Source organism: Actinoplanes sp. NPDC049598, assembly GCF_040675435.1.
Classification (GTDB): Bacteria; Actinomycetota; Actinomycetes; order Mycobacteriales; family Micromonosporaceae; genus Actinoplanes.
Genome location: NZ_JBFAOX010000001.1, coordinates 684,986 through 708,132 on the forward strand (window position 1 = coordinate 684,986; position 23,147 = coordinate 708,132).

General features: G+C 72.2%; 23 protein-coding genes. 8 read left to right on the forward strand and 15 right to left on the reverse strand.

Annotated elements, in window-relative coordinates:
• Nucleotides 1-90: 90 nt before the first annotated feature.
• Genes AB0J66_RS03425 through AB0J66_RS03435 form a run of 3 tightly spaced genes read right to left on the reverse strand, consistent with a single transcriptional unit; the run spans nt 91 to nt 2,508 of the window.
• The gene (locus tag AB0J66_RS03425; protein ID WP_364655279.1) at nt 91-1,263 is read right to left on the reverse strand and encodes an SIS domain-containing protein; all 1,173 of its coding nucleotides are present in this window, start codon (nt 1,261-1,263) and stop codon (nt 91-93) included.
• The gene (locus AB0J66_RS03430; protein ID WP_364655281.1) at nt 1,260-1,907 is read right to left on the reverse strand and encodes a TetR/AcrR family transcriptional regulator; all 648 of its coding nucleotides are present in this window, start codon (nt 1,905-1,907) and stop codon (nt 1,260-1,262) included. Before AB0J66_RS03430 ends, AB0J66_RS03425 begins: the two co-directional genes overlap by 4 nt.
• A gap of 1 nt (nt 1,908) precedes the next feature.
• Nucleotides 1,909-2,508 carry a TetR/AcrR family transcriptional regulator gene (locus AB0J66_RS03435; protein ID WP_364655283.1) on the reverse strand — a complete coding sequence of 200 codons (600 nt, stop codon included), beginning with the start codon at nt 2,506-2,508 and terminating at the stop codon, nt 1,909-1,911.
• Between the two features lie 70 nt (nt 2,509-2,578).
• On the opposite strand from AB0J66_RS03435, the gene AB0J66_RS03440 reads away from it, so the two are divergent.
• Both AB0J66_RS03440 and AB0J66_RS03445 read left to right on the forward strand, forming a co-directional pair.
• Complete coding sequence (locus AB0J66_RS03440) at nt 2,579-4,534, forward strand: acyl-CoA dehydrogenase (protein ID WP_364655284.1); 1,956 nt, start codon at nt 2,579-2,581, stop codon at nt 4,532-4,534.
• A gap of 64 nt (nt 4,535-4,598) precedes the next feature.
• Nucleotides 4,599-4,853, forward strand: coding sequence for a hypothetical protein (locus AB0J66_RS03445; protein ID WP_364655286.1), 255 nt, complete (start codon nt 4,599-4,601; stop codon nt 4,851-4,853).
• Here AB0J66_RS03445 and AB0J66_RS03450 read toward each other — a convergent pair.
• The 3 genes from AB0J66_RS03450 to AB0J66_RS03460 all read right to left on the reverse strand — a co-directional run bounded on the left by AB0J66_RS03450 (nt 4,844) and on the right by AB0J66_RS03460 (nt 8,138).
• The gene (locus AB0J66_RS03450; RefSeq protein ID WP_364655288.1) at nt 4,844-6,253 is read right to left on the reverse strand and encodes a pentapeptide repeat-containing protein; all 1,410 of its coding nucleotides are present in this window, start codon (nt 6,251-6,253) and stop codon (nt 4,844-4,846) included. The two genes, AB0J66_RS03445 and AB0J66_RS03450, sit on opposite strands and share 10 nt — an antisense overlap.
• A 123-nt stretch (nt 6,254-6,376) precedes the next feature.
• Nucleotides 6,377-7,012, reverse strand: a complete 636-nt coding sequence (locus AB0J66_RS03455) for a response regulator transcription factor (RefSeq protein ID WP_364655290.1) — start codon at nt 7,010-7,012, stop codon at nt 6,377-6,379.
• Nucleotides 7,005-8,138 (reverse strand): GAF domain-containing sensor histidine kinase, encoded by a 1,134-nt coding sequence (locus tag AB0J66_RS03460; RefSeq protein WP_364655292.1) that lies wholly within the window; start codon nt 8,136-8,138, stop codon nt 7,005-7,007. The genes AB0J66_RS03455 and AB0J66_RS03460 overlap by 8 nt, the downstream gene beginning before the upstream one ends.
• A 103-nt stretch (nt 8,139-8,241) precedes the next feature.
• Between AB0J66_RS03460 and AB0J66_RS03465 the strand changes: the two genes are divergently transcribed.
• Entirely contained in the window at nt 8,242-8,988 is a 747-nt protein-coding gene (locus AB0J66_RS03465) for an SDR family oxidoreductase (protein WP_364655294.1), read from the forward strand.
• A complete protein-coding gene (locus AB0J66_RS03470; protein ID WP_364655296.1) occupies nt 8,985-9,989 on the forward strand; it encodes an S-adenosylmethionine:tRNA ribosyltransferase-isomerase in 1,005 nt (334 codons plus the stop codon). Before AB0J66_RS03465 ends, AB0J66_RS03470 begins: the two co-directional genes overlap by 4 nt.
• Before the next feature lie 44 nt (nt 9,990-10,033).
• Here the strand turns inward: AB0J66_RS03470 and AB0J66_RS03475 are convergent, their stop codons facing one another.
• The 5 genes from AB0J66_RS03475 to AB0J66_RS03495 all read right to left on the reverse strand — a co-directional run bounded on the left by AB0J66_RS03475 (nt 10,034) and on the right by AB0J66_RS03495 (nt 13,882).
• Complete coding sequence (locus AB0J66_RS03475) at nt 10,034-10,480, reverse strand: hypothetical protein (RefSeq protein ID WP_364655298.1); 447 nt, start codon at nt 10,478-10,480, stop codon at nt 10,034-10,036.
• 200 nt (nt 10,481-10,680) lie between these two features.
• Nucleotides 10,681-11,631 (reverse strand): ABC transporter substrate-binding protein, encoded by a 951-nt coding sequence (locus AB0J66_RS03480; protein ID WP_364655300.1) that lies wholly within the window; start codon nt 11,629-11,631, stop codon nt 10,681-10,683.
• A gap of 99 nt (nt 11,632-11,730) precedes the next feature.
• Nucleotides 11,731-12,459, reverse strand: a complete 729-nt coding sequence (locus tag AB0J66_RS03485) for an MBL fold metallo-hydrolase (protein WP_364655302.1) — start codon at nt 12,457-12,459, stop codon at nt 11,731-11,733.
• 66 nt (nt 12,460-12,525) lie between these two features.
• On the reverse strand, nt 12,526-12,945 hold the full coding sequence (locus AB0J66_RS03490; RefSeq protein ID WP_364655304.1) for a nitroreductase/quinone reductase family protein: 420 nt from the start codon (nt 12,943-12,945) through the stop codon (nt 12,526-12,528).
• On the reverse strand, nt 12,935-13,882 hold the full coding sequence (locus AB0J66_RS03495) for an RNA polymerase subunit sigma-70 (RefSeq protein ID WP_364655306.1): 948 nt from the start codon (nt 13,880-13,882) through the stop codon (nt 12,935-12,937). The genes AB0J66_RS03490 and AB0J66_RS03495 overlap by 11 nt, the downstream gene beginning before the upstream one ends.
• Before the next feature lie 572 nt (nt 13,883-14,454).
• Here AB0J66_RS03495 and AB0J66_RS03500 point away from each other — a divergent pair.
• Nucleotides 14,455-15,411, forward strand: a complete 957-nt coding sequence (locus AB0J66_RS03500; RefSeq protein WP_364655308.1) for a TIGR03885 family FMN-dependent LLM class oxidoreductase — start codon at nt 14,455-14,457, stop codon at nt 15,409-15,411.
• A gap of 41 nt (nt 15,412-15,452) precedes the next feature.
• Here the strand turns inward: AB0J66_RS03500 and AB0J66_RS03505 are convergent, their stop codons facing one another.
• Nucleotides 15,453-16,547, reverse strand: a complete 1,095-nt coding sequence (locus tag AB0J66_RS03505; RefSeq protein ID WP_364655310.1) for an LCP family protein — start codon at nt 16,545-16,547, stop codon at nt 15,453-15,455.
• A 271-nt stretch (nt 16,548-16,818) separates the two neighbouring features.
• Nucleotides 16,819-17,256 carry a LysR substrate-binding domain-containing protein gene (locus AB0J66_RS03510; protein WP_364655312.1) on the reverse strand — a complete coding sequence of 146 codons (438 nt, stop codon included), beginning with the start codon at nt 17,254-17,256 and terminating at the stop codon, nt 16,819-16,821.
• Nucleotides 17,257-17,698: 442 nt separating this feature from the next.
• On the opposite strand from AB0J66_RS03510, the gene AB0J66_RS03515 reads away from it, so the two are divergent.
• Complete coding sequence (locus AB0J66_RS03515; RefSeq protein WP_364655314.1) at nt 17,699-17,992, forward strand: hypothetical protein; 294 nt, start codon at nt 17,699-17,701, stop codon at nt 17,990-17,992.
• 51 nt (nt 17,993-18,043) lie between these two features.
• On the opposite strand, the gene AB0J66_RS03520 is transcribed toward AB0J66_RS03515, so the two are convergent.
• A complete protein-coding gene (locus AB0J66_RS03520) occupies nt 18,044-18,727 on the reverse strand; it encodes a trypsin-like serine protease (RefSeq protein ID WP_364655316.1) in 684 nt (227 codons plus the stop codon).
• A 93-nt stretch (nt 18,728-18,820) separates the two neighbouring features.
• Here AB0J66_RS03520 and AB0J66_RS03525 point away from each other — a divergent pair, with 93 nt between their 5' ends.
• Together AB0J66_RS03525 and AB0J66_RS03530 are read left to right on the forward strand one after the other, a co-directional pair.
• Nucleotides 18,821-19,006 (forward strand): hypothetical protein, encoded by a 186-nt coding sequence (locus AB0J66_RS03525; RefSeq protein WP_364655318.1) that lies wholly within the window; start codon nt 18,821-18,823, stop codon nt 19,004-19,006.
• Between the two features lie 140 nt (nt 19,007-19,146).
• Complete coding sequence (locus tag AB0J66_RS03530; RefSeq protein ID WP_364655320.1) at nt 19,147-22,341, forward strand: hypothetical protein; 3,195 nt, start codon at nt 19,147-19,149, stop codon at nt 22,339-22,341.
• A gap of 1 nt (nt 22,342) precedes the next feature.
• On the opposite strand, the gene AB0J66_RS03535 is transcribed toward AB0J66_RS03530, so the two are convergent.
• Nucleotides 22,343-23,053, reverse strand: a complete 711-nt coding sequence (locus tag AB0J66_RS03535; RefSeq protein WP_364655322.1) for a DivIVA domain-containing protein — start codon at nt 23,051-23,053, stop codon at nt 22,343-22,345.
• Between the last annotated feature and the right edge of the window lie 94 nt (nt 23,054-23,147).

Below are 23,147 nucleotides of genomic sequence, written 5' to 3' on the forward strand. Positions count from 1 at the left end.
CCGGTCCGGGCGGGCCCGGCCGGCCCGGTCGCGCGTGGGCCGGCCCGGTCGCGCGTGGGCCGGCCCGGTCGCTTGCGGCGTTCGTGGCGGTTAAAGGGCCTCCCACAGGGCGTGGTCGGCCCAGGCGCCGGTGATGGCGATGTCGGCGTTCTGGGCTCGCTGGCGGGCGAAGCGCAAGGCCAGCAACTGAAGGCGGACAGTCATCGGAATCTGGTCCAGCAGGCCGTCGCCGGCGACAGCACCGCCACCACCACCGGCGCGGCCATCGCCATCGCCACCGACGCGGGCCGTGGCATCGCCACCGGCATCGCCACCGGCGCGGCCATCGCCATCGCCACCAACGCGGGCCGTGGCATCGCCACCGCCACCGGCACCGCCACCGGCGCGAGCGCTGGCATCAGCGCCGTCACCGGCGACGGCATCGGCACCGCCCCCGGCGCGGGCGACGGAATCGGCACTGCGACCGGCGTCGGCGCTGGTGGCGGGGAAGATGTAGACGCCCAGGCCGGTGACGCGGGCGGCGTGGGTCAGGCCGGCGGTGAGGTCGTCGGTGGGGGCCAGGGCCAGCAGGGTGTCGGCGCTGCCGTAGGGGACGGCGGCGCCGTGCAGGAGGCGGTCGGGGTCGAAGCCCTCGCAGAGCAGGCGGGCGGCCTCGCGGATCTTCAGGGCGCCCTCGCGGGCGGTCACCGACCAGTCGCCGGGGCCGACGATCGCCATGGCCCGGGCCGGGATCGGCACCGCGTCGATGCCCGGGTCGGTGAGCACGTGGCGTACGGCCTCGGCTGTGGACTTGATCTTTGACGGGTCGAGGCCGGGGGCGCCGAGGTGGTGGGCGAGGCCGGCCAGGACGGTCAGGGCGGCGGTGTAGCTGACGGTGTAGGTCTCCGACTGCTCGGCCACGGGGGTGCGGACGGCTTCGGGCCAGTCGACGTCGGGGCCGGTGATCGAGACGAGCGGGAGGCCGGCGTCGAGGACGATCTGGCGGCTGCGCCGGGCGTGTGCCGTCTGGCCGGTGTGGGTGATGACGATGGCGGCGTCGCCGGGGCGTACGGCGGTGAAGCGGTTGGCGGCGATCGGGCGGGCGTCGAGGCCGGCCGTCTCCAGGGCGGAGGCGCCCAGCTCGGCTGCGTGCAGGCTGGTCCCGGTGCCGATCAGCCAGATCCGGCGCGCGCCGGCAAGGCGGTCGGCGGCGGGGACAGGCGCGGCCAGGGACGCGATGACGTCGGGCTGGGCGGCGATCATCGAGGCGAGGGCGGTGGTCATCGGGCGAGCCGTTCTATCGTGTCGAGCAGGGCGGTGAGCAGGCCGGTGAGGACGACGTCGTCGTCGACCGTGGCGAAGTGCGGGGCGACGGCGGCGATGTGCGGGAACTCGGCGGCCGGCAGGGCCTGGTACTCGCGGGTCCAGGCCGACTCGTCGCCGCGGCGGCTCGGCTCGTCCAGGGCGGCGTAACTGCCGCACATGCCGGCGTACGACAACAGGGTGTCGGCGAAGACGCGATGCTGCACCGCGGCCTGGCGGTCGTCCAGGCCGGCGTCGTGCAGCGCGCCCAGGACGGCCTCGACCGTGCGGAACTCGCCGGGGCGCCGGGTGGTGCGCATGGCGACGGTCGGGGCGATGGCCGGGTGCTCCACGAACGTACGGACCAGGGCCCGGCCGAGCCACTCGAGGCGAGCCCGCCAGCCCAGGCCCGGTGGCAGCTCTTCGATGATCCGGCCGATCAGGCGGTCGGCCACCTCGAGGATGATCTCGTCGCGGTCGCGGAAGTGGCGGTAGACGGCGGTCGGGTCGGCGCCGAGCTCCCTGCCGAGGCGGCGCACGGTCAGCGCCCCGGCCCCGGAGGTGGCGGCGAGCCGGCTGGCCGCGTCGATGATCAGCTCGGGGCTCAGCGAGGGGCGTGCCCGCACGTCACGGCTCCGGATAGGACGGTGTCAGGGGCGCTCCGGGGTCGAGGGTGGTCAGCGCGGCGGCCAGCAGCAGCCACACCTGGGCGCTCAGCGAGGCGCTCAGCGCTTCCTGGCCGATCTCGTCGCGGTGCTCGAACCACCACAGCACGCTCGCGTCGACCAGGCCGATCACCCCGGCCACGACGTGCTCGGGCGGGGCCTCGCCGGCATAGGCGGCCAGGGCGCGGGTCAGCTGGGGCACGGCCTCGCCGGGGCCGAGGCGGACGCGGAAGCGGTAGAGGTTGGGGTGGAAGGCGGCCCACTGCAGCACCCGCGCGACGAGGCCGTCGATGACCTCGGGCGGGGTGCCGCGCACGGTCAGCGACGGGCGGATCCAGGCGCCGAGCATCTTCGCGGCCTGCCGGGCCACGGCCTGGTCGAGCTCCTCCTTGCCGGTGAAGTGCCGGTAGACGTGCGGCCGGGGGAGACCCGCGAGATCGGCGATAACGGCCAGCCCCGGGTCGCTGCCGTGCTCCTCGATCGCCTGCACGGCCGCCGCGACGATCCGCTCCCGGTGGTTGACGCCCCCGGCCCGGCGCGCGGCGACGGTGTCCCTCCTCATGGGCACACCCTAGCTGGTACAGTCTGTACCCACGGACGGGTACACGCTGTACCACCGCTTGGAGGTCGTCATGGTTGATGCTGCCGCGCTGCGTGAGGTGCTCGACGGTCGCTGGGCGCACATCCGTCAGGCCGCCCGCGAGCGACTCGACGACAGCCGCTTCACGCCCGTGCCGGGCGAGAGCATCGAGGAGGCCCGCACCCGCATCACCGGGCTCCTGGCCGAGCTGCCCGGCGAGCTCGGGGTCACCGCGGCCTTCCCCTCGGAGTACGGCGGCACGTTCGACCCGGGCGCGGCCGTGGTCGCGGCCGAGATGCTCGGGCACGTCGACCTGTCACTCATGGTCAAGGCGGGCGTGCAGTGGGGCCTGTTCGGCGGGGCCGTCTCCGCGCTGGGCACGCACAAACACCACGAGGCGTACGTCCGCGACATCATGTCGGCCGAGCTCATGGGCTGTTTCGCGATGACCGAGACCGGTCACGGCTCCGACGTCCACCGGCTGCGCACCAGCTGTGTGTACGATCCCGCCACCCAGACGTTCGACCTGCACACGCCGCACGAGGCGGCCCGCAAGGACTACATCGGCAACGCGGCCCGCGACGGCCGGATGGCGGTCGTCTTCGCCCAGCTGATCACCCAGGGCGTCGGCAAGGGCGTGCACGCGTTCCTGGTGCCGATCCGCGACGAGCACGGGCAACCGCTGCCCGGCGTGACCATCGGCGACGACCGGCACAAGGCCGGCCTGCTCGGCGTCGACAACGGCCGGCTCAGCTTCGACCACGTCAGCGTGCCCCGCGACATGCTCCTCGACCGGTACGGCCAGGTCGCCGAGGACGGCGCCTACTCCAGCCCGATCGAGAACGACACCCGCCGCTTCTTCACCATGCTCGGCACGCTCGTGCGCGGCCGCGTCAGCGTCGGGGGCGCCTCGTCGGCCGCGACCCGGGTCGCGCTGGCCATCGCCGTCCGCTACGGCGACGTCCGCCGCCAGTTCGGCGCGCCCGGCCACGACCGCGAGATCGTCCTCAACGACTACCGGGCCCACCAGCGCAAGCTGCTGGTCGCGCTGGCCAAGACGTACGCGCTGCACTTCGGCCAGGAGGAGCTGGTGGCCAAGCTGCACGACGTGCAGACCGCGGGAGCCGGCGCCTCGGATCACGACCAGCGCGAGCTCGAGTCCCGGGCGGCCGGGCTCAAGGCGGCGCAGACCTGGCACGCCACCCACACGATCCAGACCTGCCGCGAGGCGTGCGGCGGCGCCGGCTACCTCTCGGAGAACCGGCTGCCCGGCCTCAAGGCCGACACCGACGTGTTCACCACCTTCGAGGGCGACAACACCGTCCTACTCCAGCTGGTCGCGAAAGGCCTGCTCACCGGCTACCGCGACGCCTTCGGCTCGCTCGACGGCTGGGGACGTACGGCCTTCGTGGCCGACCAGGTCCGCGAGATGGTGCTCGAGCGTACGGCCGCCCGCACGCTGATCCGCCGGCTGGTCGATGCGGTCCCCGGCCGCGGCGACGACGTGGCCCTGACCGACCGCGGCTGGCAGCTGAAGATGCTCGAGGACCGCGAGAAGCACGTTCTCGAGAGCGTCATCCGGCGCCTGCGCCGCGGCGCGGCCACCAAGAAGGACCGCCAGTTCGACATCTTCAACGACGTGCAGGACCACGTCCTGAAAACGGCCACCGCGCACATCGACCGCGTCGTGCTGGAGGCCTTCGTGGCCGGCATCGAGCGCACCGCCGACCCCGACGCCAGGGCGCTGCTCTCCAAGGTCTGCGATCTGTACGCGCTGACCACCATCGAGGCCGACCGCGGCTGGTTCCTCGAACACCAGCGCCTCACCCCGGCCCGCTCCAAGGCGGTGACCGCCACCGTCAACGAGCTCCTGCGCGAGCTGCGCCCCCACATGCGCACCCTGGTCGACGCCTTCGCCCTCCCCGACACCTGGCTCGACGCCGCCATCCTGCGCGAAGAGCCCGCCCGCCAGGAAACCATGGCCAAACACGACGCCACCGCGAGCTGAGGCACCATCTGAACATGTCGCTGATCCGGCTGACCCGCGCCGTCGCGGTCGCGATGGTAGTGCCGTGATGCCCAACCGCTTCGCCCCACACCACCCGCCGACGAGGCCGAACGGCGCGTGCATCCAGGGCGAGTTCACGGGGGTCGTGGTCACGGAGGAAGGGCGGGCCGGCGCCTCGGACCTGGTCGTGGAATCGTCGCGGGCCTTCGGGATCGTGGTCAGCTGGCGGATCTTCGGCAACCTGGTGCCGATCTGGCTGACGGCGCTGACGGTGCTACGACATCGTCGGTTACGCCGAAGGACCGGTCATCACGATTGAGCGCGGGGCGTAGGCCGGGTCGTGCGGACCAGGGTTCCTTGCGTCGGGTCGTCCCACCCGGCACGCACCTTCCAGTTCTCCGGCCAGATGCGGCGGGCGCCCCCGCCGGGCTTGTTGAGATCCGGGTCGTCCAGGTGCAGGACGCGCGCCAGGCGCAGCCCGGTGTCGTCGGCGAACGTCGCCTCATCGAACTGCGCGCCGCTGACGAAGGTTGCCTCCCTGAATTGGACAGTGCGGTTGAACTGTGTTCCGCCGAACCGGGCGATGCCCGCGAAGGTGGCTTCGGCGAACTCGGCGACACCGTCGAAGGTGGCATCGGCGAACCGGGTCAGATCGGAGAACGTGCATTTGGCGAATACCGCGCTCCCCGTGAAAGCCGCGTGTCCGAACATGGCGTCCCCGGCGAAAGTGGCCCCGCGGAACAGGGTGCCTTGGGCGAACCGGGCCCGGGTGAAACGGGCGTCGCCGGTGAAGGTCGCGCCCTCGAAATGGGCGTCGCCGTGGAAATGGGCGCCGTCGAATCGGGTGCTGGCGGCGAATCGCGCCCGATCGAAGCTCGCGCCGCCCAGGAACTCGGTATCCACGAAGCGTGCGCGCCCGCCGAAAGCCGCACCGACGAAATGGGCATCGCTGGTGAAGGTGGTCTGGACGAATGAGGTGTCGCCGGTGAAGCTGGCGCCGTCGAAGCGGGCGGTGCTGAGGGACGCCTCGCGCAGATCGAAATCCACGAGGGTGGCGCCGACAAGATCGAGGATCACTCCCGGCCAGAAGTGGTTGCTCGGTGAGGCGTCCAGAGCCGCACCGTGGTGGCTGTCGGGCGGGCGGAGGTGGGCCGCCAGCAAACGTTGAGCGGTCAACCGGACTTGGAGCTCCTGTTGCGCGTCACCATCGTCGGCCGGTGCCGCGGCCGGCCGTAGCGGCAATCCGGCCAGCGGCGGCGGCTTTGCGGCCGGGGCCGGCGGTAGCTCGGCGAGCGGTGGCGGCTTCGCGGCTGCGACCGGGGGCGGCGCCGGTGTGTACGGCATACGCAGGTAGCCGCAGATGACGTCGACTACCGAGGCGCGCTGGGGTGGGTTTGCCTGGGCCAGCTGCACCAGTGAGTACAGGGCGCCGAGCCGGACCGGGGCGTGCTGATGGCCGAGCTGGTCGACGGCGGTGGCGAAGAATTCGTTGATCTGCTCGGCCTGGCGGAGTTCGTAGGAACGGTCGTGTTCGCGGCGGTTCTGGCTGAAGGTGCGGTAGGTGACGATTGCGCCGCTGGCCACGGCGAGGCCGACGAAAGCCTGCACGAGGGTGGTGCGTACGTCGTTCTTGGCCTTGAGGGTCTGCTCGGCGGTGAGATTGTGCCGGGGGTACCGCGTGAACAGCCAGGGACCGACCGCGAGCAGGAAGACCAGCACCAGCGTCCCGGCCAGCCCGCCGAGCGCCCACAACGCCGGCGTCCATCGGCGCCACCGGAGTCCGGCCATGCCCTCATGGAACAACGGGGGCGGCGGCCGGCGCTCCGGTTTGTCGCTGATCCGCTATGGGCGGTCGGGACCGGCGGCCAGGCCGGTGCGGACGGCGTGGAGGGCGGCCTGGGTGCGGTCGGCCAGGCCGAGTTTCAGCAGGATGCTGGAGACGTGGGTCTTGACGGTCTTTTCGGCTACGACCAGGGCGCGGGCGATCTCGCGGTTGGAGCGGCCCTCGGCCAGCAGGGCCAGGACGTCGCGTTCGCGGGCGGTCAGGGGTGGATCCTCGGGTGGGGCGCCGAGCAAGCTGGTGGCGACGTCGGGTTCGAGCAGCAGATGGCCGGCGGCGACCGAGCGGACGGCGGCCACGAGCGCGTTCGGGTCGACGTCCTTGGAGAGGTAGCCGCGGGCGCCGGCGCGGACGGCCGGGAGGAGGCGGGCGCGGTCGGTGTAGCTGGTCACGACCAGGACGCGGGCCGGTAGTTCGCGGCGGCGCAGCTCGCGGAGCACCTCGACGCCGTCCAGGCCGGGCAGGACCATGTCGAGCAGGACGACCTCGGGGGCGGTCTCGGCGATCAGGTCGAGGGCGGTGGGGCCGTCGGCCGCCTCGCCGACCACTTCCAGGTCGCCGGCCAGCTCCAGGAAGGTTCGCAGCCCACGGCGTACGGCGGGGTGGTCGTCGACGATCAGCACCTTGATGTCAGGCATTGCGCACCTCGAGGCGGACGACAGTGCCGGCACCCGGGGTGGAGTCCACGGACAACAGACCGCGGACGGCGCAGGCTCGTTCGCGCATGGAGCGCAGGCCCAGGCTGCGGCCGGCTCGCAAGGTGGCCTCGACGTCGAAGCCGATGCCGTCGTCGGTCACCTCCAGGCGGACGGCGCCGGGGGCCGCGTTCTGGAGACAGACGCTGACTTCGGTGGCCTTGGCGTGGCGGACGGCGTTGTGCAGGGCCTCCTGGGCCACGCGGAAGACGACGGTCCGGGCGGCGATGGGAAGTTCGGGTGGGTCGTCCTTCTCGCAGTAGGTCAGGTGCGGGGCGCCGCCGTAGGCGCGGTCGAGGATGCTCACCTGTTTGCGCAGGACCGACGGGAGGCCGTCGGTGGCCAGGTCGCCCGGGCGGAGCTCCTGGACGGCGGCCTGGAGCTCCTCGGTGGCCTCCCTGGCCAGGGTGGTGACCTCGGCCAGGTGGGCGCGGGCGGCCGCGGGGTCGCGGTCGAGCACGAGGCCGGCCGCCTGGGCGGTCAGGCGGAGGCTGAAGAGGCGCTGGGCCACGGCGTCGTGCAGGTCGTGGGCGATGCGGGCGCGTTCCTCGGCGATGGTCAGCTCACGGTTGCGGGCGTACAGCCGGGCGTGGGTCAAGGCGATGGCCGCGTGGGCGGCCAGGACGCCGACCAGCTCCTCGTCGTCGCCGGTGAAGCCGCCGGGCTTGTTGGCCAGGTAGAGCGCGCCCAGGATCTCGTCGCCGCTGGTGACGGGGACGCCGAGGAAGGCCTCGAGCACCGGGTGGGCGGCGGGCCACCAGTTGAAGCGCGGGTCGGCCCGGATGTCGGCCACGCGCTGGGTGGCGGGGTCGCGCAGCATCACGGCGAGGAAGCCGTGCTGGCGGGGGAGCGGGCCGATCGCGGCCTGGATCTCCTCGCTCACGCCGGAGACCACGAACTGCGCGAACGAGCCGGCCTCGTCGGGGACGCCGAGCGCCGCGTACTGCGCGCCGACCAGCTCGCGTGCGGTGTCGACGATGGTTTGCAGCACCTCGGGGACGGTCAGCCGATCGCTGACCGCGAGCACCGCGGCCGACAAGCGCCGCGCGGTGTGCAGCCCGTCGTTCATGCCGCCACCCTAGCCGGGCCCGCCGCGGAGAAACCCTGCGCCGATGGTCCTAGGACCAAGGTCCCGGGGCGGGGCCGTCCCGCGCCCGATGGAACCGGCGTCGATGAAGAGCAAGGTCGACAGCATGACCAACGACAACACGACACCGGTCGCCGTCATCACCGGGGCCTCGCGGGGGCTCGGGGCCGCCCTCGCCGACGGGCTGGCCCGGGCCGGGTGGCGGCTGGTGCTGGACGCGCGTACCGCCGAGGACCTCGACGCCACCGCAAGTGAGCTCGGCCGTCTGACCACCGTCATCGCCCTCGCCGGGGACGTGGTGGACGACGACCATCGGGCCGTGCTGGCCGCCGCGGCGGACCGGCTGGGCGGGGCCGACCTGCTCGTCAACAACGCGTCCGTGCTGGGTGGCTCGCCGCTGCCCGCACTGGCCACCTTCCCGCTGCCGGCGCTGCTGGAAACCTTCGAGGTCAACACCCTCGCCCCGATCGCGCTGACCCAGCTCCTCCTGCCGCAGCTGCGCCGGTCGCGGGCGGGCGGCGCGATCCTCAACATCAGTTCGGACGCGGCCGTCGAGGCGTACCCCTCCTGGGGTGGTTATGGGGCCGCCAAGGCGGCCTTGGATCATGCGGGCCGGGTGCTGGCGATCGAGGAGCCGGTGGTACGCGTGTGGAGCGTCGACCCGGGCGAGATGCGCACCCGGCTCTACCAGCAGGCCGCACCGGGCGAGGACATCTCCCACCTGCCACCGCCCGAGACCGTCGTGCCACATCTGCTGGGGCTGTTGCGGTCGCGTCCCGCGTCGGGCCGTTATGCCGCGGCCGACCTGCCGGCCGTCGACGTGGTGCGATGAGCGCCGGGACGCTCGACTTCGAGCTGCCCGCCGGCCTCGAGGCCCGCGAGCCGCCGGAGACCCAGGGTCAAGGGCGTGAGGACGTACGCCTGCTGGTGAGCCGTGGCGCCGCGGTGAGCCACCATCGTTTCCCCGAGCTGCCGCGCCTCCTGGCCGCCGGGGACCTGCTGGTGGTGAACAACTCGGCCACCGTGCCGGCCGCCGTGGACACCGCCGACGGGCTGGTCGTGCACGTGTCGACCGAGCACGCCGACGGGTCGTGGCTGGTCGAGCTGCGCCGGCCGGCCGGGGGCAGCACGGCTCCGTTCGCGCCGGGCACGGGGCCGGCGCGGGCGGGGCTGCGGCTGCCGGTGCCCGAGGGAGCGGTGACTTTGCTGCATCCGTACACCGCACGGCTCTGGACTGCGAAAGCCGACGTGCCGGGCAGCCGGGTCGAGTATCTGGCGCGGCACGGGCGGCCGATCCGGTACGACTACACGGACCGGGACTGGCCGCTGGCGACGTACCAGAACGCCTACGCGACCGAGCCGGGCAGCGCCGAGATGCCGAGCGCCGGGCGGCCGCTGACCGGTGCGGTGCTGGCCGCGCTGGCCGGACGGGGGATCCTGGTCGCGCCGGTCACGCTGCACACCGGTGTGGCGTCGGCCGAGGTGGACGAGCCGCCCTACCCGGAGTGGTACTCGGTGCCGTCGACGACCGCGCGCCTGATCGGGCATGTGCGGGCCGGCGGGGGCAAGGTGATCGCGGTCGGTACGACGGTGGTGCGGGCGCTGGAGTCGGCGTACGACGGGCCCTCGTCGGGCTGGACCGACCTGGTGATCGGGCCCGAACGGCCGGTGCGGTCGGTCGACGGGCTGCTCACCGGCCTGCACGAGCCGCGCGCGTCGCACCTGCGGATGCTGTCGGCGATCTCCTCGGAGCTGCGGCCGGCCTACGAGGAGGCGCTGCGGGAGCGGTACCGGTGGCACGAGTTCGGCGACGTCCACCTGCTGCTGCCATAAAAAGACGGCCATGCCCCTTCTGGTAGGGGCATGGCCGTTGTTTCTCAGGCGGCGTACTTCTCGACCAGGGTGCCGACGGCCGGCAGGGCGGCCTCGATGTGCTTGCCGGCGCCCCCGCGCACGGCGCCGTACGCCTTGACGACGACGGCCTTCTCCGAGTCCTTGGCCATGTCGTCGGTGACCTTCAGCATGGCCTCGGTGACCTCGGGGCTGCGCTTGGCCAGGTAGTCGCCGAACGTGCCGCCGCCGGCCGCGTGGAAGTCGGCCCAGAACGGCTGAAGCTGCTCGAGCGCCGACGGGACGATCAGCTCGACGGTCTGGCCGTAGTAGCCGGGAGCGAACGACGTGACGGCCTTGTAGGCGAGCTTGACCGCGCCGGCCGAGACGCCGGACTTCTTGGCCAGCTCCGACTCCACGACGCCCTGCAGGTCGGTGGCGATCGCCTTGACGGTGGTCTCGTTGGACGCGAGGTCGTTCAGGTTCGAGATCATTGGTGGGTGCGCTCCTGTTTGCGGGACAACGCGAGGCACACTACTCAGCCAGCGATCTCGTGCAACTCCCAGCTGCCCCTGCGCCCGAACCGCGGACCGGGCCGGTCGAATTTCCGGCCCCTCGGCCCCCGGGAAATGACCGGACGGTGACGGACAAGTGGCCGTGTTGCAGCTCGGTCAGGGCTTCGTCAAGGTTTTCGTCAAGGCAGGAGCTGGTCCAGCGACGGGGCCTTGGTGAGGATGCCGTCGCGGCGGCCGAGCTGGGCCAGACGGTCGATCGAGGCCCGGTTGATCTCGCCGGGCCAGCTGGGCAGGATCATCGCGATCCGGACCGTGTCGTTGATGGTCGTGTAGGTGCCGACGATGTCGCGCACCTCGTCCGGGTGGGTCGCGGCGTAGGCCAGCGACTCCTTGATCGCCTCGGTGAAGTGGGTGACCAGCTCCGGGCTCTTGGCCACCGCGGCCTCGCTGGTGAAGTAGAGCGCCACGGTCAGGTCGGCCGCGGTGTCCACGAAGTTGGACGCCACGACCTGGCCGCCCTGGGTGAGCACCTGCGACAGCTGCGGCTCGACGACCCAGGCGGCGTCGACCCGGCCCCCCTGCAAGGCGGCCGGCATGTCGGGGAACGGCATCGCCTCGAACTTCAGGTTCTTCGGGTCGCCGCCGTCGCTGCGCACGGACTGGCGTACGGTCGTGTCGCCCAGGTTCTTCAAGGTGTTGACGGCGATCGTCTTGCCGGCCAGATCCTTGGCCGACCGGATCGGGCTGCCGTCGTGCACCACGATGGCCGAGAAGTCGCGCCCCGGCCGGCCGGTCGAGGAGACGCCGGCCGCCACGCCCTTCAGCTTCGCCCCGCCCGCCTGCGCGGCCATCAGCGAGGTCACATTGCTGAAGCCGAACGGATACTTGCCGCCCACGACGTTCTTGACGATCGCGGCGCCACCCTGCTCCTGCACCAGCGTCAGGTCGATGCCGCGGCGGGCGAAGAAACCCTTGGCCTTGCCCAGATAGATCGGCGCCACGTCGATGATCGGGATGACGCCGACGGTGACCTTGGTGCCACCGCCCGCTTTGTCCTTGTCGTCACCCGAGGAGCACGCCGTCGTGGCGAACATCAGAAGAACAACGGCGGCGGCGAGGATCCGGCGCATGGGGGTCCGCTCCAGGAGAGGTGATGGGGCGCACACTTGCGCCGCGGGAACGCTACCTGATCTCGCGCCCGTTGGGGACCGGCCAGAAGGGACGAATCTCTAGACACCGGCCAGCTTGCGCAACTCCTCGGCCGCGTTGACGGTGAGGGGCTCGCCGTGGCCCGGGAGGATCGCCTTGACGTCGAGGGCGGCCAGCTTCTTGAGGGAGGCGGCCGCCTTGTCCAGGTCGGCCGTGTACTGCGGGTCGGAGCCCTGCAGGCCGCCGCTGGTCCGCAGGGCGTCGCCGGCCACGAGGACGCCGGTCGACGGCTCGAAGACCGAGACGTGCCCGAGCGTGTGCCCCGGCGTGCTGACGATCCGCAGGCCGAAGACCTCGTCGCCGTCGTCGAGCGGCTCCAGCGGCTTGGTCGCGTTGACGATCGAGCCGACGTCGTCCTGGCCGGCGTAGAACTTGGCCTTCACCTGTGGCTCCACCCCGGGCAGGCCACCCACGTGGTCCTGATGGTAGTGGGTGAGGATCACGTGCTTGACCGACGACCACCCGCTGCCGGCCGCGGTCAGGGCGTCGCCGATCGCGTTCTCCGAGCCGCCGGTGCCGAGGTCCACCACGGCCGCCTCGCTGCCCCGGATCAGCAGGTACGCCGAGACGAAGGACAGGCTGACCCGTTTCCAGTCACCCAACCCGGCGCTCGCGGCGACCGTGGGCGTTGCCGCCGTCCCCGAATCCGCATCGGAGCATCCGCTCACGGTGTTCACGATGGCCACGCCGAGGACTCCGGCCCCCGCACCCATCAGCAGCCGCCGCCGGGTGACCCGAAACTCCGTCATGGTCCGATGATTGATGCCGCCCGCTCACGATCGCCATCGATTCGCAGCGCTCGTGACCGATTCGTGTCACGGCGCGGGCACGCCTTCGAGGACGACGACGGGGAAGACCCGGTCGGTGTTCTGTTCGTAGGGCGAGGCGCCGTCGGAGACCAGGCGGTAGAGCCGTTCCCGTTCCTCGCCGGCCGTCACGACGGCCCGAGCCGGGAAGAAGCCGCCGCCAAGCTCGACCGTCACTTCTGGATGGGCCCGCAGATTGTGGAACCAGGACGGATGCCGCGGGGCGCCCGCCTTGGAGCCGACCACGAAGACGCGGCCCCGGTCGTCGACGCCGAAACCGAGCGGCACGGTCGTCCGCCGTCCGGTCCGGGCCCCGGTCGTGGTCAGCAGCAGGATGGGGAACGGCGGCCGGCTGACCCGGCCCTGGTTGGCGCGGAACTCGTCGATGACGCCCTCGTTGTAGGCGAGGAACTCCTCGTCAGTGGGCATCGTGCTCTCCTCGCGCCGCGGGCAGGCCGAATCTCGCCACCAGGTCCGGCCCGCCGGCGAAGACGGTGATGCGGGCGACGCCGTCCGGGCCGACGTCGAGCACGGCGATCCCCAGCGCCTGGCCGCGGTGGTACGCGGCCGCCGCGGGCTGGCCGTTGGCGCTGGTCGGCGTCATCAACCAGTCGCCCGGAGCGCCGATCACGCGGGCCAGGTAGCGCAGGCACGTCCGCTTGCCGGAGAACCAGGTGCGCGTGCCCACCAGCTCGATGGCGGCGTCGGCCCGCAGCGCCTTCTCCAGGGCGGCCAGGTCGGCGTTCTCGAAACCGGCGATGTACTGGCCCAGCAGCTCCCGGGCGCGCGGCTCGACCGGCTCGACGACGCTGTCCGGGTCGGGATCGACCTCGTCGAGCCGGGCCCGGGCCCGCTGCAGCGCGCTCTTGACCGCCGCCACCGACATGCCGAGCATGCCCGCGACCTCGGCCGCGCTGAAGCCGAGCACCTCCCGGAGCAGCAGAACCGCCCGCTGCCGGGCCGGCAGATACTGAAGGGCGGCAACCAGAGCCAGCCGTACGTGGTCACGCGCCGCCAAAATCGCGGCCGGATCCGGAATCGGCCCCAGCCAAGCCAGCTCCGGCTCGGCCACCCCGGGCTGCGCGTCCGGATCCTCCGCGGCCGCGCCCAGCCCCGACGGCAGCACCCGCCGCCCCTTCCGCTGCAGCGCCGACAGACAGACGTTGGTCGCGATCCGGTAGAGCCAGGCCCGCAGCGACGACCGTCCCTCGAACGCCGCGTAGCCCCGCCAGGCCCGCAGATAGGTCTCCTGCACCAGATCCTCGGCCTCTTCAACCGACCCGAGCATCCGATAGGCATGCACCACCAGCTCCCGCCGAAACGGCTCCGCCACCCGCGCGAACTCCGCCGACCGTTCCTCAACCATGGGCCACCCGATCCCTTCCTCTCGCCAGTGATGACCGTTGAAGTCCGCCAAAGGAATCGCTCCGGGCAAAAAGAGCCGTTCCGCCGTCGTGCGCTCCCGCCGCCGGCTCAGCCGGCCCGCTCCACACCCGTCACCTTGGCGGTGATCCTGGTGTTGCTCGTCTTCCGTGTACTTCGGCCCGGTCACCTCGAAGGTGCCGATGATGGGACCGTCTTCGCTGCCCGTCAGCTGGGGACGCCGAGCTCAGCACCGTCCAAGCCGGCGAAGGGATCGGCAACCGGTGCGGCAGTCGTCGTTGCGACCGGGCCGGCCTTCGCTTGCTGGTCAGCATCCCGCAATTGCTGTCACCTCTTGGTGACCAAAAGGGACGGTGTCGCCCGGCCGATCGGGCCACGCGGTCGGCCATGGAATCGATTACGGGTTGTAGGTCTCCCGAGGGGTCCGGTCACGCCGGTGCTGGGGCCGGGTCACCCGTGAGGCGCGAAACGTCAGACCGTGCCGGGCGGCACGTCGGGCTGAAGGGGCGGCCAAAGAGGTGGTGTGGGGGGTCGCTCTGGGTAGAGAGGAGGGGTATGACGGTCTACGGAATCCACGCCTCTCATGAGCAGATCCCGCCCGCCGAGCTGCTGGCCGCCGTGGTCGCTGCGGAACGGGCGGGGTTTGAGGCAGCTATGTGTTCTGATCACTTCTCGCCGTGGAGTGCGCGGCAGGGGCAGTCCGGGTTTGCCTGGTCGTGGCTCGGGGCGGCGCTGCAGGCGACGAATCTTTCGTTCGGGGTGGTGAACGCGCCGGGGCAGCGGTACCACCCGGCGATCATCGCGCAGGCGATGGGGACGCTGGCCTCGATGTACCCGGGGCGGTTCTGGGCGGCGCTGGGCAGCGGTGAGTACAGCAACGAGCACGTCGTCGGTGGGGAGTGGCCCCGCAAGGATGTGCGGGAGGCGCGGCTGCTGGCCTGCGTCGACGTGATCCGGGGGCTGATGGCGGGCAAGGAGGTCACCCGGGACGGGATCATCACCGTGGACCGGGCGCGGCTGTGGACGCGGCCGGAACAGGCGCCGCCGCTGATCGGGGCGGCGGTCAGCACGAAGACCGCGGCCTGGTGCGGCGGCTGGGCCGACGGGCTGGTCACCGTGAACGCGCCCGAGGAGCACCTGCGCGAGATGATCGACGCCTACCGGGGCGCCGGCGGGCAGGGGCCGGTGTGCCTGCAGGTGCACCTGAGCTGGGCGCCGTCGCAGGCCGAGGCGGAGGAGATCGCGTACGACCAGTGGCGCAGCAACATCTTCCCGCCGCCGGTCTGCTGGGACGCGGAGACCGTCGAGCACTTCGACGTGATCTCCCAGAACGTCACCGTCGAGCAGGTGGCCAAGGTCGTCAACATCTCGGCCGACCTGGAGGAGCACACCGAGCTCCTGCGTGGGTACGCCGACCTCGGCTTCGACCGGATCTATCTGCACCACGTGGGGCAGAACCTGAACCCGTTCATCGAGGCGTTCGGCAGCAAGGTCCTGCCGGCCCTGCGCTGAAAAAAGACGGGCCCGGCGGAAACGCCGGGCCCGTACAGAACTCAGGACGTGGCCGCGTCGTTGATCAGCATCTCGGGGTGGCGGCCGAGGAAGGCCGGCAGCTTGTCGTCGGCGGTGGCCTTGAACAGCTCCCGCGTGGCGTCGTTGATGCCCTCGCCGCCCGAGACCGCGGCGAACGTGCCGCCGTTGGTCTTGATCGGGATCAGGTCGCCCGCGGCCAGGCCCTTCATGCCGAAGATGAAGTCGGTGACCGGGACGCCGTGGGTGTCCATCCGCAGCGAGGTGCCGGCGGCGGCCAGGATCTTCGAGACCTTGCTCGGGTTGCTGATGATGCCGCCGCTGGTCGCCTTCTTCATCATGGCCCGCAGCAGCTGCTGCTGGTGCTTCTGGCGGTCGTAGTCGCCGTTGCTGGAGTGGCGCAGCCGGGAGAACTCCAGCGCCTCCCACGGCTGCATGTTGCGGCAGCCCTTCTTGAACCAGAGCGCGTTCCTGGGCGGGGACTTGGGGTCGGCGCCCTCGGCGTACTTCACCTTGCCGTCGACGACGATGTAGTGGCTGGACCACATGTCCTTGTCGACGCACATGTAGACGCCGCCCATGGCCTCGAGGATGCCCTTGAAGCCGCCGAAGTCGATGACCACGACGCCGTCGAACTCGATGCCGGTCAGCTTGTTGACCGTCTTGGTGGCCAGTTTGGCGCCGCCCTGCCAGCCCTTGCCGTCCTTCGACCCGTTGGCGTACGCGCCGTTGATCTTCTCGGTCGAGCCGCGGAAGCCGAGCTGCTCGTCGGCCGGGATGTCGACGATCGTGTCGCGGGGGATCGAGAGCATGTACGCCTGGTCGTGCGAGGCCGTGACATGCAGGATGATCATCGTGTCGGAGCGGGACAGCTCGCCCTTCTCCTCCCAGCCGGTCCGGGTGTCGAGGCCGAGCATCAGGATGTTCATCGCGCCCTCGGGCATCTTGCCCGCGGCGACGGCCTGGTTGCTGAGCCCGGCCGAGCCGAGCACGGTCGACGTCGTCTGGATGTTGCTGGTGAGCTGGCCGAGGAAGTACTTCACCGAGACCAGGCCGCCGGCGCCCACCACCAGCAGAACCGCGCCGAAGACGGTGAGCAGTTTGGTCCATAGCGGCAATTTGCGCCTTTTCGGCGGCTTTTTCGCGCTGTACGTGGACCCGCCCTGCGGCTTACCCTGCCCTCGTTCCCCCAACGTGGCCTGTGCCGGCATAGACGTCGAACTCCTCACTGTCGGGCTATAGCCTCCGTGAGGCCGCGCTCATCGCCGACAGAACAGATATATGGTCCGGAAACGTTAGTCAAGCCGAATGACACCGCGTGATTTCACAGCGACTTTCGGATTTGAAATGTCGACGTTTCGTAGTCCGGCGAGGGCGCAGAGCGAATGATCAAGCGGCCGCCGGCAGCGGGGCGAGCGAGGCCACGGCACCCTCGACGAGCTCGCGGGTGATGCCGCGGCGGCTGCGCACCGACAGCTCGAGCGGGGCCGGCGGGGGCAGGTCGTCGCGCGGGACGAGACCGTCCGGATGCTCGCCCAGGGTGGCCATCAGCCCGACGCCGAGGCCGGCCCGGACGGCGGCCTGCACGCCCGCCAGGTGGGCCGCCTCGCAGCTGACCTCGGCCGGCAGGTCTTGCGCGGCCAGGGTGTCCAGGGCGCGGCTGCGCAGCGCGCAGGGCGCGTCGAAGGCGACCAGCGGCACCGGGCCGGCGCTCGGCGACCAGCCGGGGGCCGAGTACCAGGTCAGCTCGAGCGAGCGACAGGCGTTCGCGGCCGACATCCGGGCCCGGGCCGCCGCCAAGGGCCGTGACCCCTCCCATGTCCTCATCTTTCCGGGGATCGGCGTGGTCATCGCCGACACGGACGAGGAGGCGCTGGAGAAAACGCGCGGCACCAAGGACTTTCACGTTGCGGCAGACGGTCGAGCACACGCTCACCTCGCGTCGGTCGCCGTTAGCCGGGTCACCGCTGACCGTGGCGAACGAGATCGAGCGCTGGTGGCGCGCCGGCGCCTTCGACGGCATCAACATCACCGTCAACGCCCCAGCGAGTTCGCGCGCTTCACCGACGAGGTGCTGCCGATCCTGCGCGAGCGAGGGGTGGTCCGCAGCGAGTACGAGGCGACCACCCTGCGCGGCAACCTGGGTCTGCCGATCCCCGAGAACGTCCACGGACGGCCCGGTCGAGCTGACTGCGCTGGTCCGGGCCGGGGGCGATGGGGCACTAGCGCTACGACGCCTCACCGATCGTCTGGTACGAGGAGAACCAGCATGCCGGGGCACCGCGCCCCCGACGGCTATGTCGACCCGTGGGGCGACACCCTCTACGACCGCATCGGCCACCGCTTCGCCCTGCTCGTCCTGGACGGCGGCGCCGAGGCCTTCCGCAAGGAGGCCGACGCCCGCAACCTCCCGTTCACGGTCATCCACCTGCCCGAACGCCGCCGCTTCGGCGCCGCCAACGTCCTGATCCGCCCCGACCAGCACGTAGCCTGGCGCGGCGAGGACCTGCCGCCCGGCAGCGCGGCCGCGGTCCTCGACAAGGCGCTCGGGTTCACGGCCTGAACCATCGCCCGCCTTGGCGCCCCTCGCCGGAGCGCCAAGGCGGCGCGGCGGTCAGACGCCGGCCGTGGAGGTGATCCAGGCGCGGTTGTACGCGACGCTGCCGTAGTACTGCCGGCTCGTGCCGTCCGCCGTGGAGGCCACGCCGACCTGAGCGCCGTTGTAGACCTGCGGGCCGCCCGAGTCGCCCCGCCAGGCGTTGCCGTTGATCCGTGTGCTGCCGATGGCGCGACCGCCGTACGCGTCGGTCTGGTTGGTCGAAGTGACCTGGACCGTCGCCGTCTTCAGGGTGGTCGACGCGCTGCAGCCGCTGTAGCAGGTCATGCCCCAGCCGTAGATGCTGTTGGTCGAGCCGACCGGCGGGTACGCGCTGGACAGCGGCATGTAGGTGGTCGTGATCGGGCTGGCCAGGCGCATCAGGGCCAGGTCGGAGCGGGTCGCCGTGCTGGTCACGTTGCGGGTCGTGCCGCCCGAGGTCCGGTTGACGCTGCCCACCCGCACCGACATCGTGCCGCTGATGCAGTGCCGCGCGGTGAGCACGTAGTTGGCCGAGATGATCGTGCCCGAGCAGGTGAAGCTGCCGTTGCTGAACACGGCCGCGGCCCACGGCGCCGACGAGACCGTGCCGCCCCCGATGATGTTGGTGGACGGATCCTCGACCGCCGAGGCCGCGGACGGAACGGCCACGGCACCGGCCAGAGCGGTGGCAAACGAAGCAACGACGATGCGGATACGCACGCGGAGCTCCTTCCATTGATAGACGGCTGTCGAAGTACCGTACGTGCCGCCCGCTCCCGCCGTTACCCTCCACTTCCCACATAACTTCGTGTGATGACCCGCCCCCCGCACACCCCCGGCGCACCGCGTCAGCCCGGGCGCCTCCAGCCCAGCCACCCGGTCGAGCAGCCGCTCGCGGCTCCGCCGACCCGCACCGGTCTGCTCGAGAGGGACCCGCACCAGGTTCGGGCGCATGCTTTCCGGCCGTCCCGCGCCATCCGGGCCCTGGGCGGTGACTGAGATCAGCACGCTGCGAGCCGGCACCGCGGTCACCGACCGCGCCCAGCCCGCGGAGGTCCTGAGGTTGGGGGCGATGACCTGCTGAGTCCACGCGGATCCGGCGCTGACAACTCGGTTGGCGGGGTGGGGACAATGATCGGGTGCTTGCTGCTACGCGTGATCTGCTGAGTCTGCTGGAGCCGTTGGCCTACGCGGAGAGGATGCGGCGGCTGGCCGGGTGGGCCCGCAGTGCGGAGGATCGGGCCGCGGTCTGTGCTGAGCTGCGGTTGGCGGGGGATTACGAGCGGCATCTCGCGCTGGTGGCGGCCATGGTGGTGCGGGATCGGGACGGGATCCTGGCCGCGGTGGGGGATCCGGCGCCGTCGGTGCGGGCGGCAGGGCTGGTGGCGGCGCTGCGGGGCGGGCTGCTGCGGGGCGGGGTGGTCGATCTGGCGGAGGCTGATCGGCGGCGGGTCTATCGCACGGTGCGGCGAAGGTATCTGCCTGAGGTGGCGGAAGGGCTGATCGCCGAGGTGCGGCCGTACTGGGGCGATGCGGAGGCGGCGGCCGTTCTGCCGGGGTGCGGCGCTGAGACCGTACGGGCGCTGTTGCCTGAGTTGGAGCACGCGGTCAACCTGTCGACGCTGGCCCGGCGGCATCCGGGGCCGGTGCTGGAGCGGGTGGGGGTGCGGCTGGCGGCGACCCCGCCGGAGCATCGGGACGCGCTGTGGCGGCGGGTGGCGGACGCGGCCGAGATCTGTGACCCGGGCGGGTTCCTCGACCTGGCCGAGCGGTATGCCCCGGCCGACTGGCTGCCCAGCCGGGGTGAGCTGGCCGCGCACGATCCGCGGCGGGTGGTGGGGCTGCTGACCGCGCCGCGGAGGCGGGCCGCGCTTCGCCGGGCGTGGTTGCGGCCCGCGCTGCTGAGTCGTCTGCGGGTGCTGTCCGGCGCCGAGCTGGCGCCGCTCGTCGCTGCCGTTCGGGATGTTCCACGGCAGTTCGAGGCGCTGCTCGCGGCGATGCCGCCGGCCCGGCGGGCGCAGCTCTACGAGCCGGCCGACCTTCCGCCCACCGAGGCCGTGATGGAGTTGCTGCCCGCGGCCGTACGGATCGGCGAGGCGAACCGCGTCCTCGGGCTCCCGCACACCCGCGAGCGCGAGGACCGGATCCGCGCCTGGAGTGCCTTCCTCGCCTGGCCCGAGGCGTCGGCCGCGCTGATGCCGGCGCTGCGCTCCGGCCGGGCCGAGGAGCGCCAGGAGGCGTACCGCCTGATCCTGGACGCCGCCCGCCGCCACCGGGACCCGATGGCGGCCCTGAACCTGCTGGGACGGCTGCGCAACGAGCAGGACCCGGTCCGGGCCGTGGCGCTGACCGCGCTGGCCCGCCTGGCCCGGCTCTTCCCGCCGGCCGCCGCGGCCGAGTTGACCCGGCTCACCACCGACGCCGTCGAGGCGCGTGACACCTCGCGGGGCACGACGAGCGCGCTGGCCACGCTCGCGGCCGACGTGCTGCAGCACCACACCGGCTCGCCGGAGCTGCGCGAGTGGGCGCTGCTCACCATCGACCTGGTCAGCGGCTCGTCGTCGGTGCCGCTGCTGCGCCGCTTCGACCAGGTGCTGCGCCGGGGGCAGGAGGTCATGGTCTTCGAACGGCTGCGCGGATGGGTCGGGACCGGGATGGAGCGGGGGCAGTACGGGCCGCTGTTCGCGCTGACCTTGGCGCTCGGCAAGCGGGCCTGGGAGTTGCCGGGTCTGCAGGAGCTGCTGCGGCGGGCGATCGAGCCGCCGGCCTCGGCCTGGGTGGCGCGCCAGGCGGTGGAGCTGTGGCTGGCCGACCCGCGGCACCGAGCGGCCCGGGTGGCGGTGGTGATCGAGACCGATCCGTCCATGGTGGCCGTGCCCGCGGTCTGGGACATCGTCGCGTCGTCCCGGACCGATCTGCTCGACCGCGTGCTGGGCCGCCGTCCCCGGGGCCGGATGATCGAGGCCGGTCAGCGGTGGGTGCCCGGCGCGCCGCGGCACGCCGACCGGTGGCTGCCGCGTCAGCAGGCCGCGTTCGTACGGATGCTGGAGTTCGTCGTCGACGACCGTGCGGCCGGCGTCTGGCCGCGGGCGCGGGCGCTGCAGGCGGCGGCCCGGGTGCCGGGGGCCGGTCGCGCGCTGGCGCTGCGGCATGTCGAGGCGGCCGACGTCGTCGTGGCCGAGGCCGCGCTGGGCGCCCTGGTGTGGACCGATCGGCCCGACGAGGCGCTGTCCGTGCTGCTCGAGTACGCGGGTGGCGATCGGGCCCGGGTGGCGATGTACGCGGCCGGGCGGGCGGTCGCCCACGCGTCGCCGTCGCGGCTGCCCGCGCTGCTGGGCGGGCTCGTCACGGCCCCGGTCAAGGTGACCAGCCGCAAGGAGGTGGCCCGGCTGCTCGGCCGCTTCGGGCCGCCGAGCGTGATGGCGACGTTGCTTGACGCGTACGTCCGGGAAGGCGCCCACCGCGACGTGCGCGCGGCGATCGTGTCGGCCGCCCGGCAGCGTCTCGAGGCCGGGCCGAGCTGGGAGATCCTGACCGCGGCGGCGGGCGGGAGCCGGGAGGAGGGCCGCGCGGTGCTGGCCGGCGGGCCCGCCTCCATCGCCGCGCGGTTCCGGGCCCGCTACGCCGCGCTGGTCGTCGATTTGTGCCGCGCCGCCGACCGCGAGCTTCGCCGGGAGGCGTTCGCCGCGCTACCGGCGTGGGAGCGCTGGATCGAGGGTGGGCACGAGCTGATCGCGCAGCGTCTCACCGATCTCAACGAGCAGGTGGAGCTTGCGGATGCGGTTGGGCTGCTGCCGTTGCTGAGTGAGCCGGCCGCTCATACGGTCTTCGCCGGGCTGGTCGCGCAGGATCAGGCTGACGCCGAACCGGGCCGGCCCGGCGCGGACCGTCCCGCCCGCCGCCGTCTCGAGACCCTGGCCGCGGCGGCCGCCGCCCGGTACCGGAACGCTCCCGCCGCGGCCGACCGGCGCCCGATGATCGGCGCCGCCCGCTGGCTGGCCGGCCAGGAGGGTTTCTTCGCCGTGGCTGTCACGCTGCTGACGGACCTGCTGCCCGTGACGGACATGGCGGAAATCGCCGACTTGTGCGCGTCACGGCCGGTGACGGCGGTGGCGGCGGCCGAGGTGCTGCGCAACCGGATGTACGCCGCGCAGGATCCCGCCGTCCTCGCGGGCACCTCGGACCGTCTGGCCGGGCGGGGCGACCTGGCCGGCGGCCTGCTCGCGGTGGCGATGCTGCAGCACGGGCCGCCGCGGGCGCGGGCGCTGAACGCGCTGCGCGGCCACCCCTCGCCCGAGGTGCGGGAGGTGGCCTACGGCGTACGGCTGGGGTAGGTCAGTCGAGCTCGCGGCCCGCGCCGTTGGAGACGCTGTCGAGCTCCTGCAGCTGCTGCTGGACGTGCGCGCCGAGCGCCTGCTGGTAGGTGCGGGCCAGCTGCCCGAGCCGGTCGATCTCGTCGAGCAGGGCGTCGCGCTTCTCGTCGATGCTGGCCAGCGCGTCGTTGTGGTTGCGCCGGGCGTCGGTCTCGATGTTGTCGGCGGCCAGCAGCGCGTCGCCGGTGATCTGCTCCGACTGGGTGCGGGCGTTGCCCAGCAGCGTGTCGGCCTCCTGCTGCGCGTCGCGCATGTGGTCGTCGGCGGTGCGCTGAGCCATCATCAGCACGGCCGAGAGCCGGTCGTCCTTCTCGGCCGGCGGCGGCGTGGCCGGGCGCTCGGTGCGGGCGCGCTCGAGCTGCGACTGCACGCTGCGCGCGTTCTGCTCGGCGCGGGCCCGGGCCTCCTGCATGCGGCCGAGCTGGGTGGTCAGGGCCTGCAGCTCGGCCTCCATGGCGCGGCTGTTGGCCGACGGGCCGGACGGGCCGGAGCCCATGCCGCCGCCGCCCCGCTGCACCTGGTCCGAGAGGGCGCGGTTCTCCTCGATGAGGCGGATGAGCTCCTGCTCGACCTCGTCGAGGAACGCGTCGACGTCCTCCTCGTCGTACCCCCGCTTGCCGATCGCAGGCTTCTTGAAGGCCATGTTGTGGATGTCGGCTGGAGTGAGTGGCATCGTTTCCCTCGGATCCCTGCGGCAAGACCGTGCGGGGACGAATCCTACGCATGAACTTTGGAAGACTGTCGGCGGTGGCACGTTGTTGTGTCAT

Bases quoted from the DNA above. Each gene is read 5' to 3' on its own strand.
- AB0J66_RS03425 (WP_364655279.1), bottom strand. From the start codon at position 1,263: ATGACCACCGCCCTCGCCTCGATGATCGCCGCCCAGCCCGACGTCATC.
- AB0J66_RS03435 (WP_364655283.1), bottom strand. From the start codon at position 2,508: ATGAGGAGGGACACCGTCGCCGCGCGCCGGGCCGGGGGCGTCAACCAC.
- AB0J66_RS03440 (WP_364655284.1), top strand. From the start codon at position 2,579: ATGGTTGATGCTGCCGCGCTGCGTGAGGTGCTCGACGGTCGCTGGGCG.
- AB0J66_RS03455 (WP_364655290.1), bottom strand. From the start codon at position 7,012: ATGCCTGACATCAAGGTGCTGATCGTCGACGACCACCCCGCCGTACGC.
- AB0J66_RS03460 (WP_364655292.1), bottom strand. From the start codon at position 8,138: ATGAACGACGGGCTGCACACCGCGCGGCGCTTGTCGGCCGCGGTGCTC.
- AB0J66_RS03465 (WP_364655294.1), top strand. From the start codon at position 8,242: ATGAAGAGCAAGGTCGACAGCATGACCAACGACAACACGACACCGGTC.
- AB0J66_RS03470 (WP_364655296.1), top strand. From the start codon at position 8,985: ATGAGCGCCGGGACGCTCGACTTCGAGCTGCCCGCCGGCCTCGAGGCC.
- AB0J66_RS03475 (WP_364655298.1), bottom strand. From the start codon at position 10,480: ATGATCTCGAACCTGAACGACCTCGCGTCCAACGAGACCACCGTCAAG.
- AB0J66_RS03480 (WP_364655300.1), bottom strand. From the start codon at position 11,631: ATGCGCCGGATCCTCGCCGCCGCCGTTGTTCTTCTGATGTTCGCCACG.
- AB0J66_RS03485 (WP_364655302.1), bottom strand. From the start codon at position 12,459: ATGACGGAGTTTCGGGTCACCCGGCGGCGGCTGCTGATGGGTGCGGGG.
- AB0J66_RS03490 (WP_364655304.1), bottom strand. From the start codon at position 12,945: ATGCCCACTGACGAGGAGTTCCTCGCCTACAACGAGGGCGTCATCGAC.
- AB0J66_RS03495 (WP_364655306.1), bottom strand. From the start codon at position 13,882: ATGGTTGAGGAACGGTCGGCGGAGTTCGCGCGGGTGGCGGAGCCGTTT.
- AB0J66_RS03500 (WP_364655308.1), top strand. From the start codon at position 14,455: ATGACGGTCTACGGAATCCACGCCTCTCATGAGCAGATCCCGCCCGCC.
- AB0J66_RS03510 (WP_364655312.1), bottom strand. From the start codon at position 17,256: ATGAGGACATGGGAGGGGTCACGGCCCTTGGCGGCGGCCCGGGCCCGG.
- AB0J66_RS03515 (WP_364655314.1), top strand. From the start codon at position 17,699: ATGCCGGGGCACCGCGCCCCCGACGGCTATGTCGACCCGTGGGGCGAC.
- AB0J66_RS03525 (WP_364655318.1), top strand. From the start codon at position 18,821: ATGACCCGCCCCCCGCACACCCCCGGCGCACCGCGTCAGCCCGGGCGC.
- AB0J66_RS03535 (WP_364655322.1), bottom strand. From the start codon at position 23,053: ATGCCACTCACTCCAGCCGACATCCACAACATGGCCTTCAAGAAGCCT.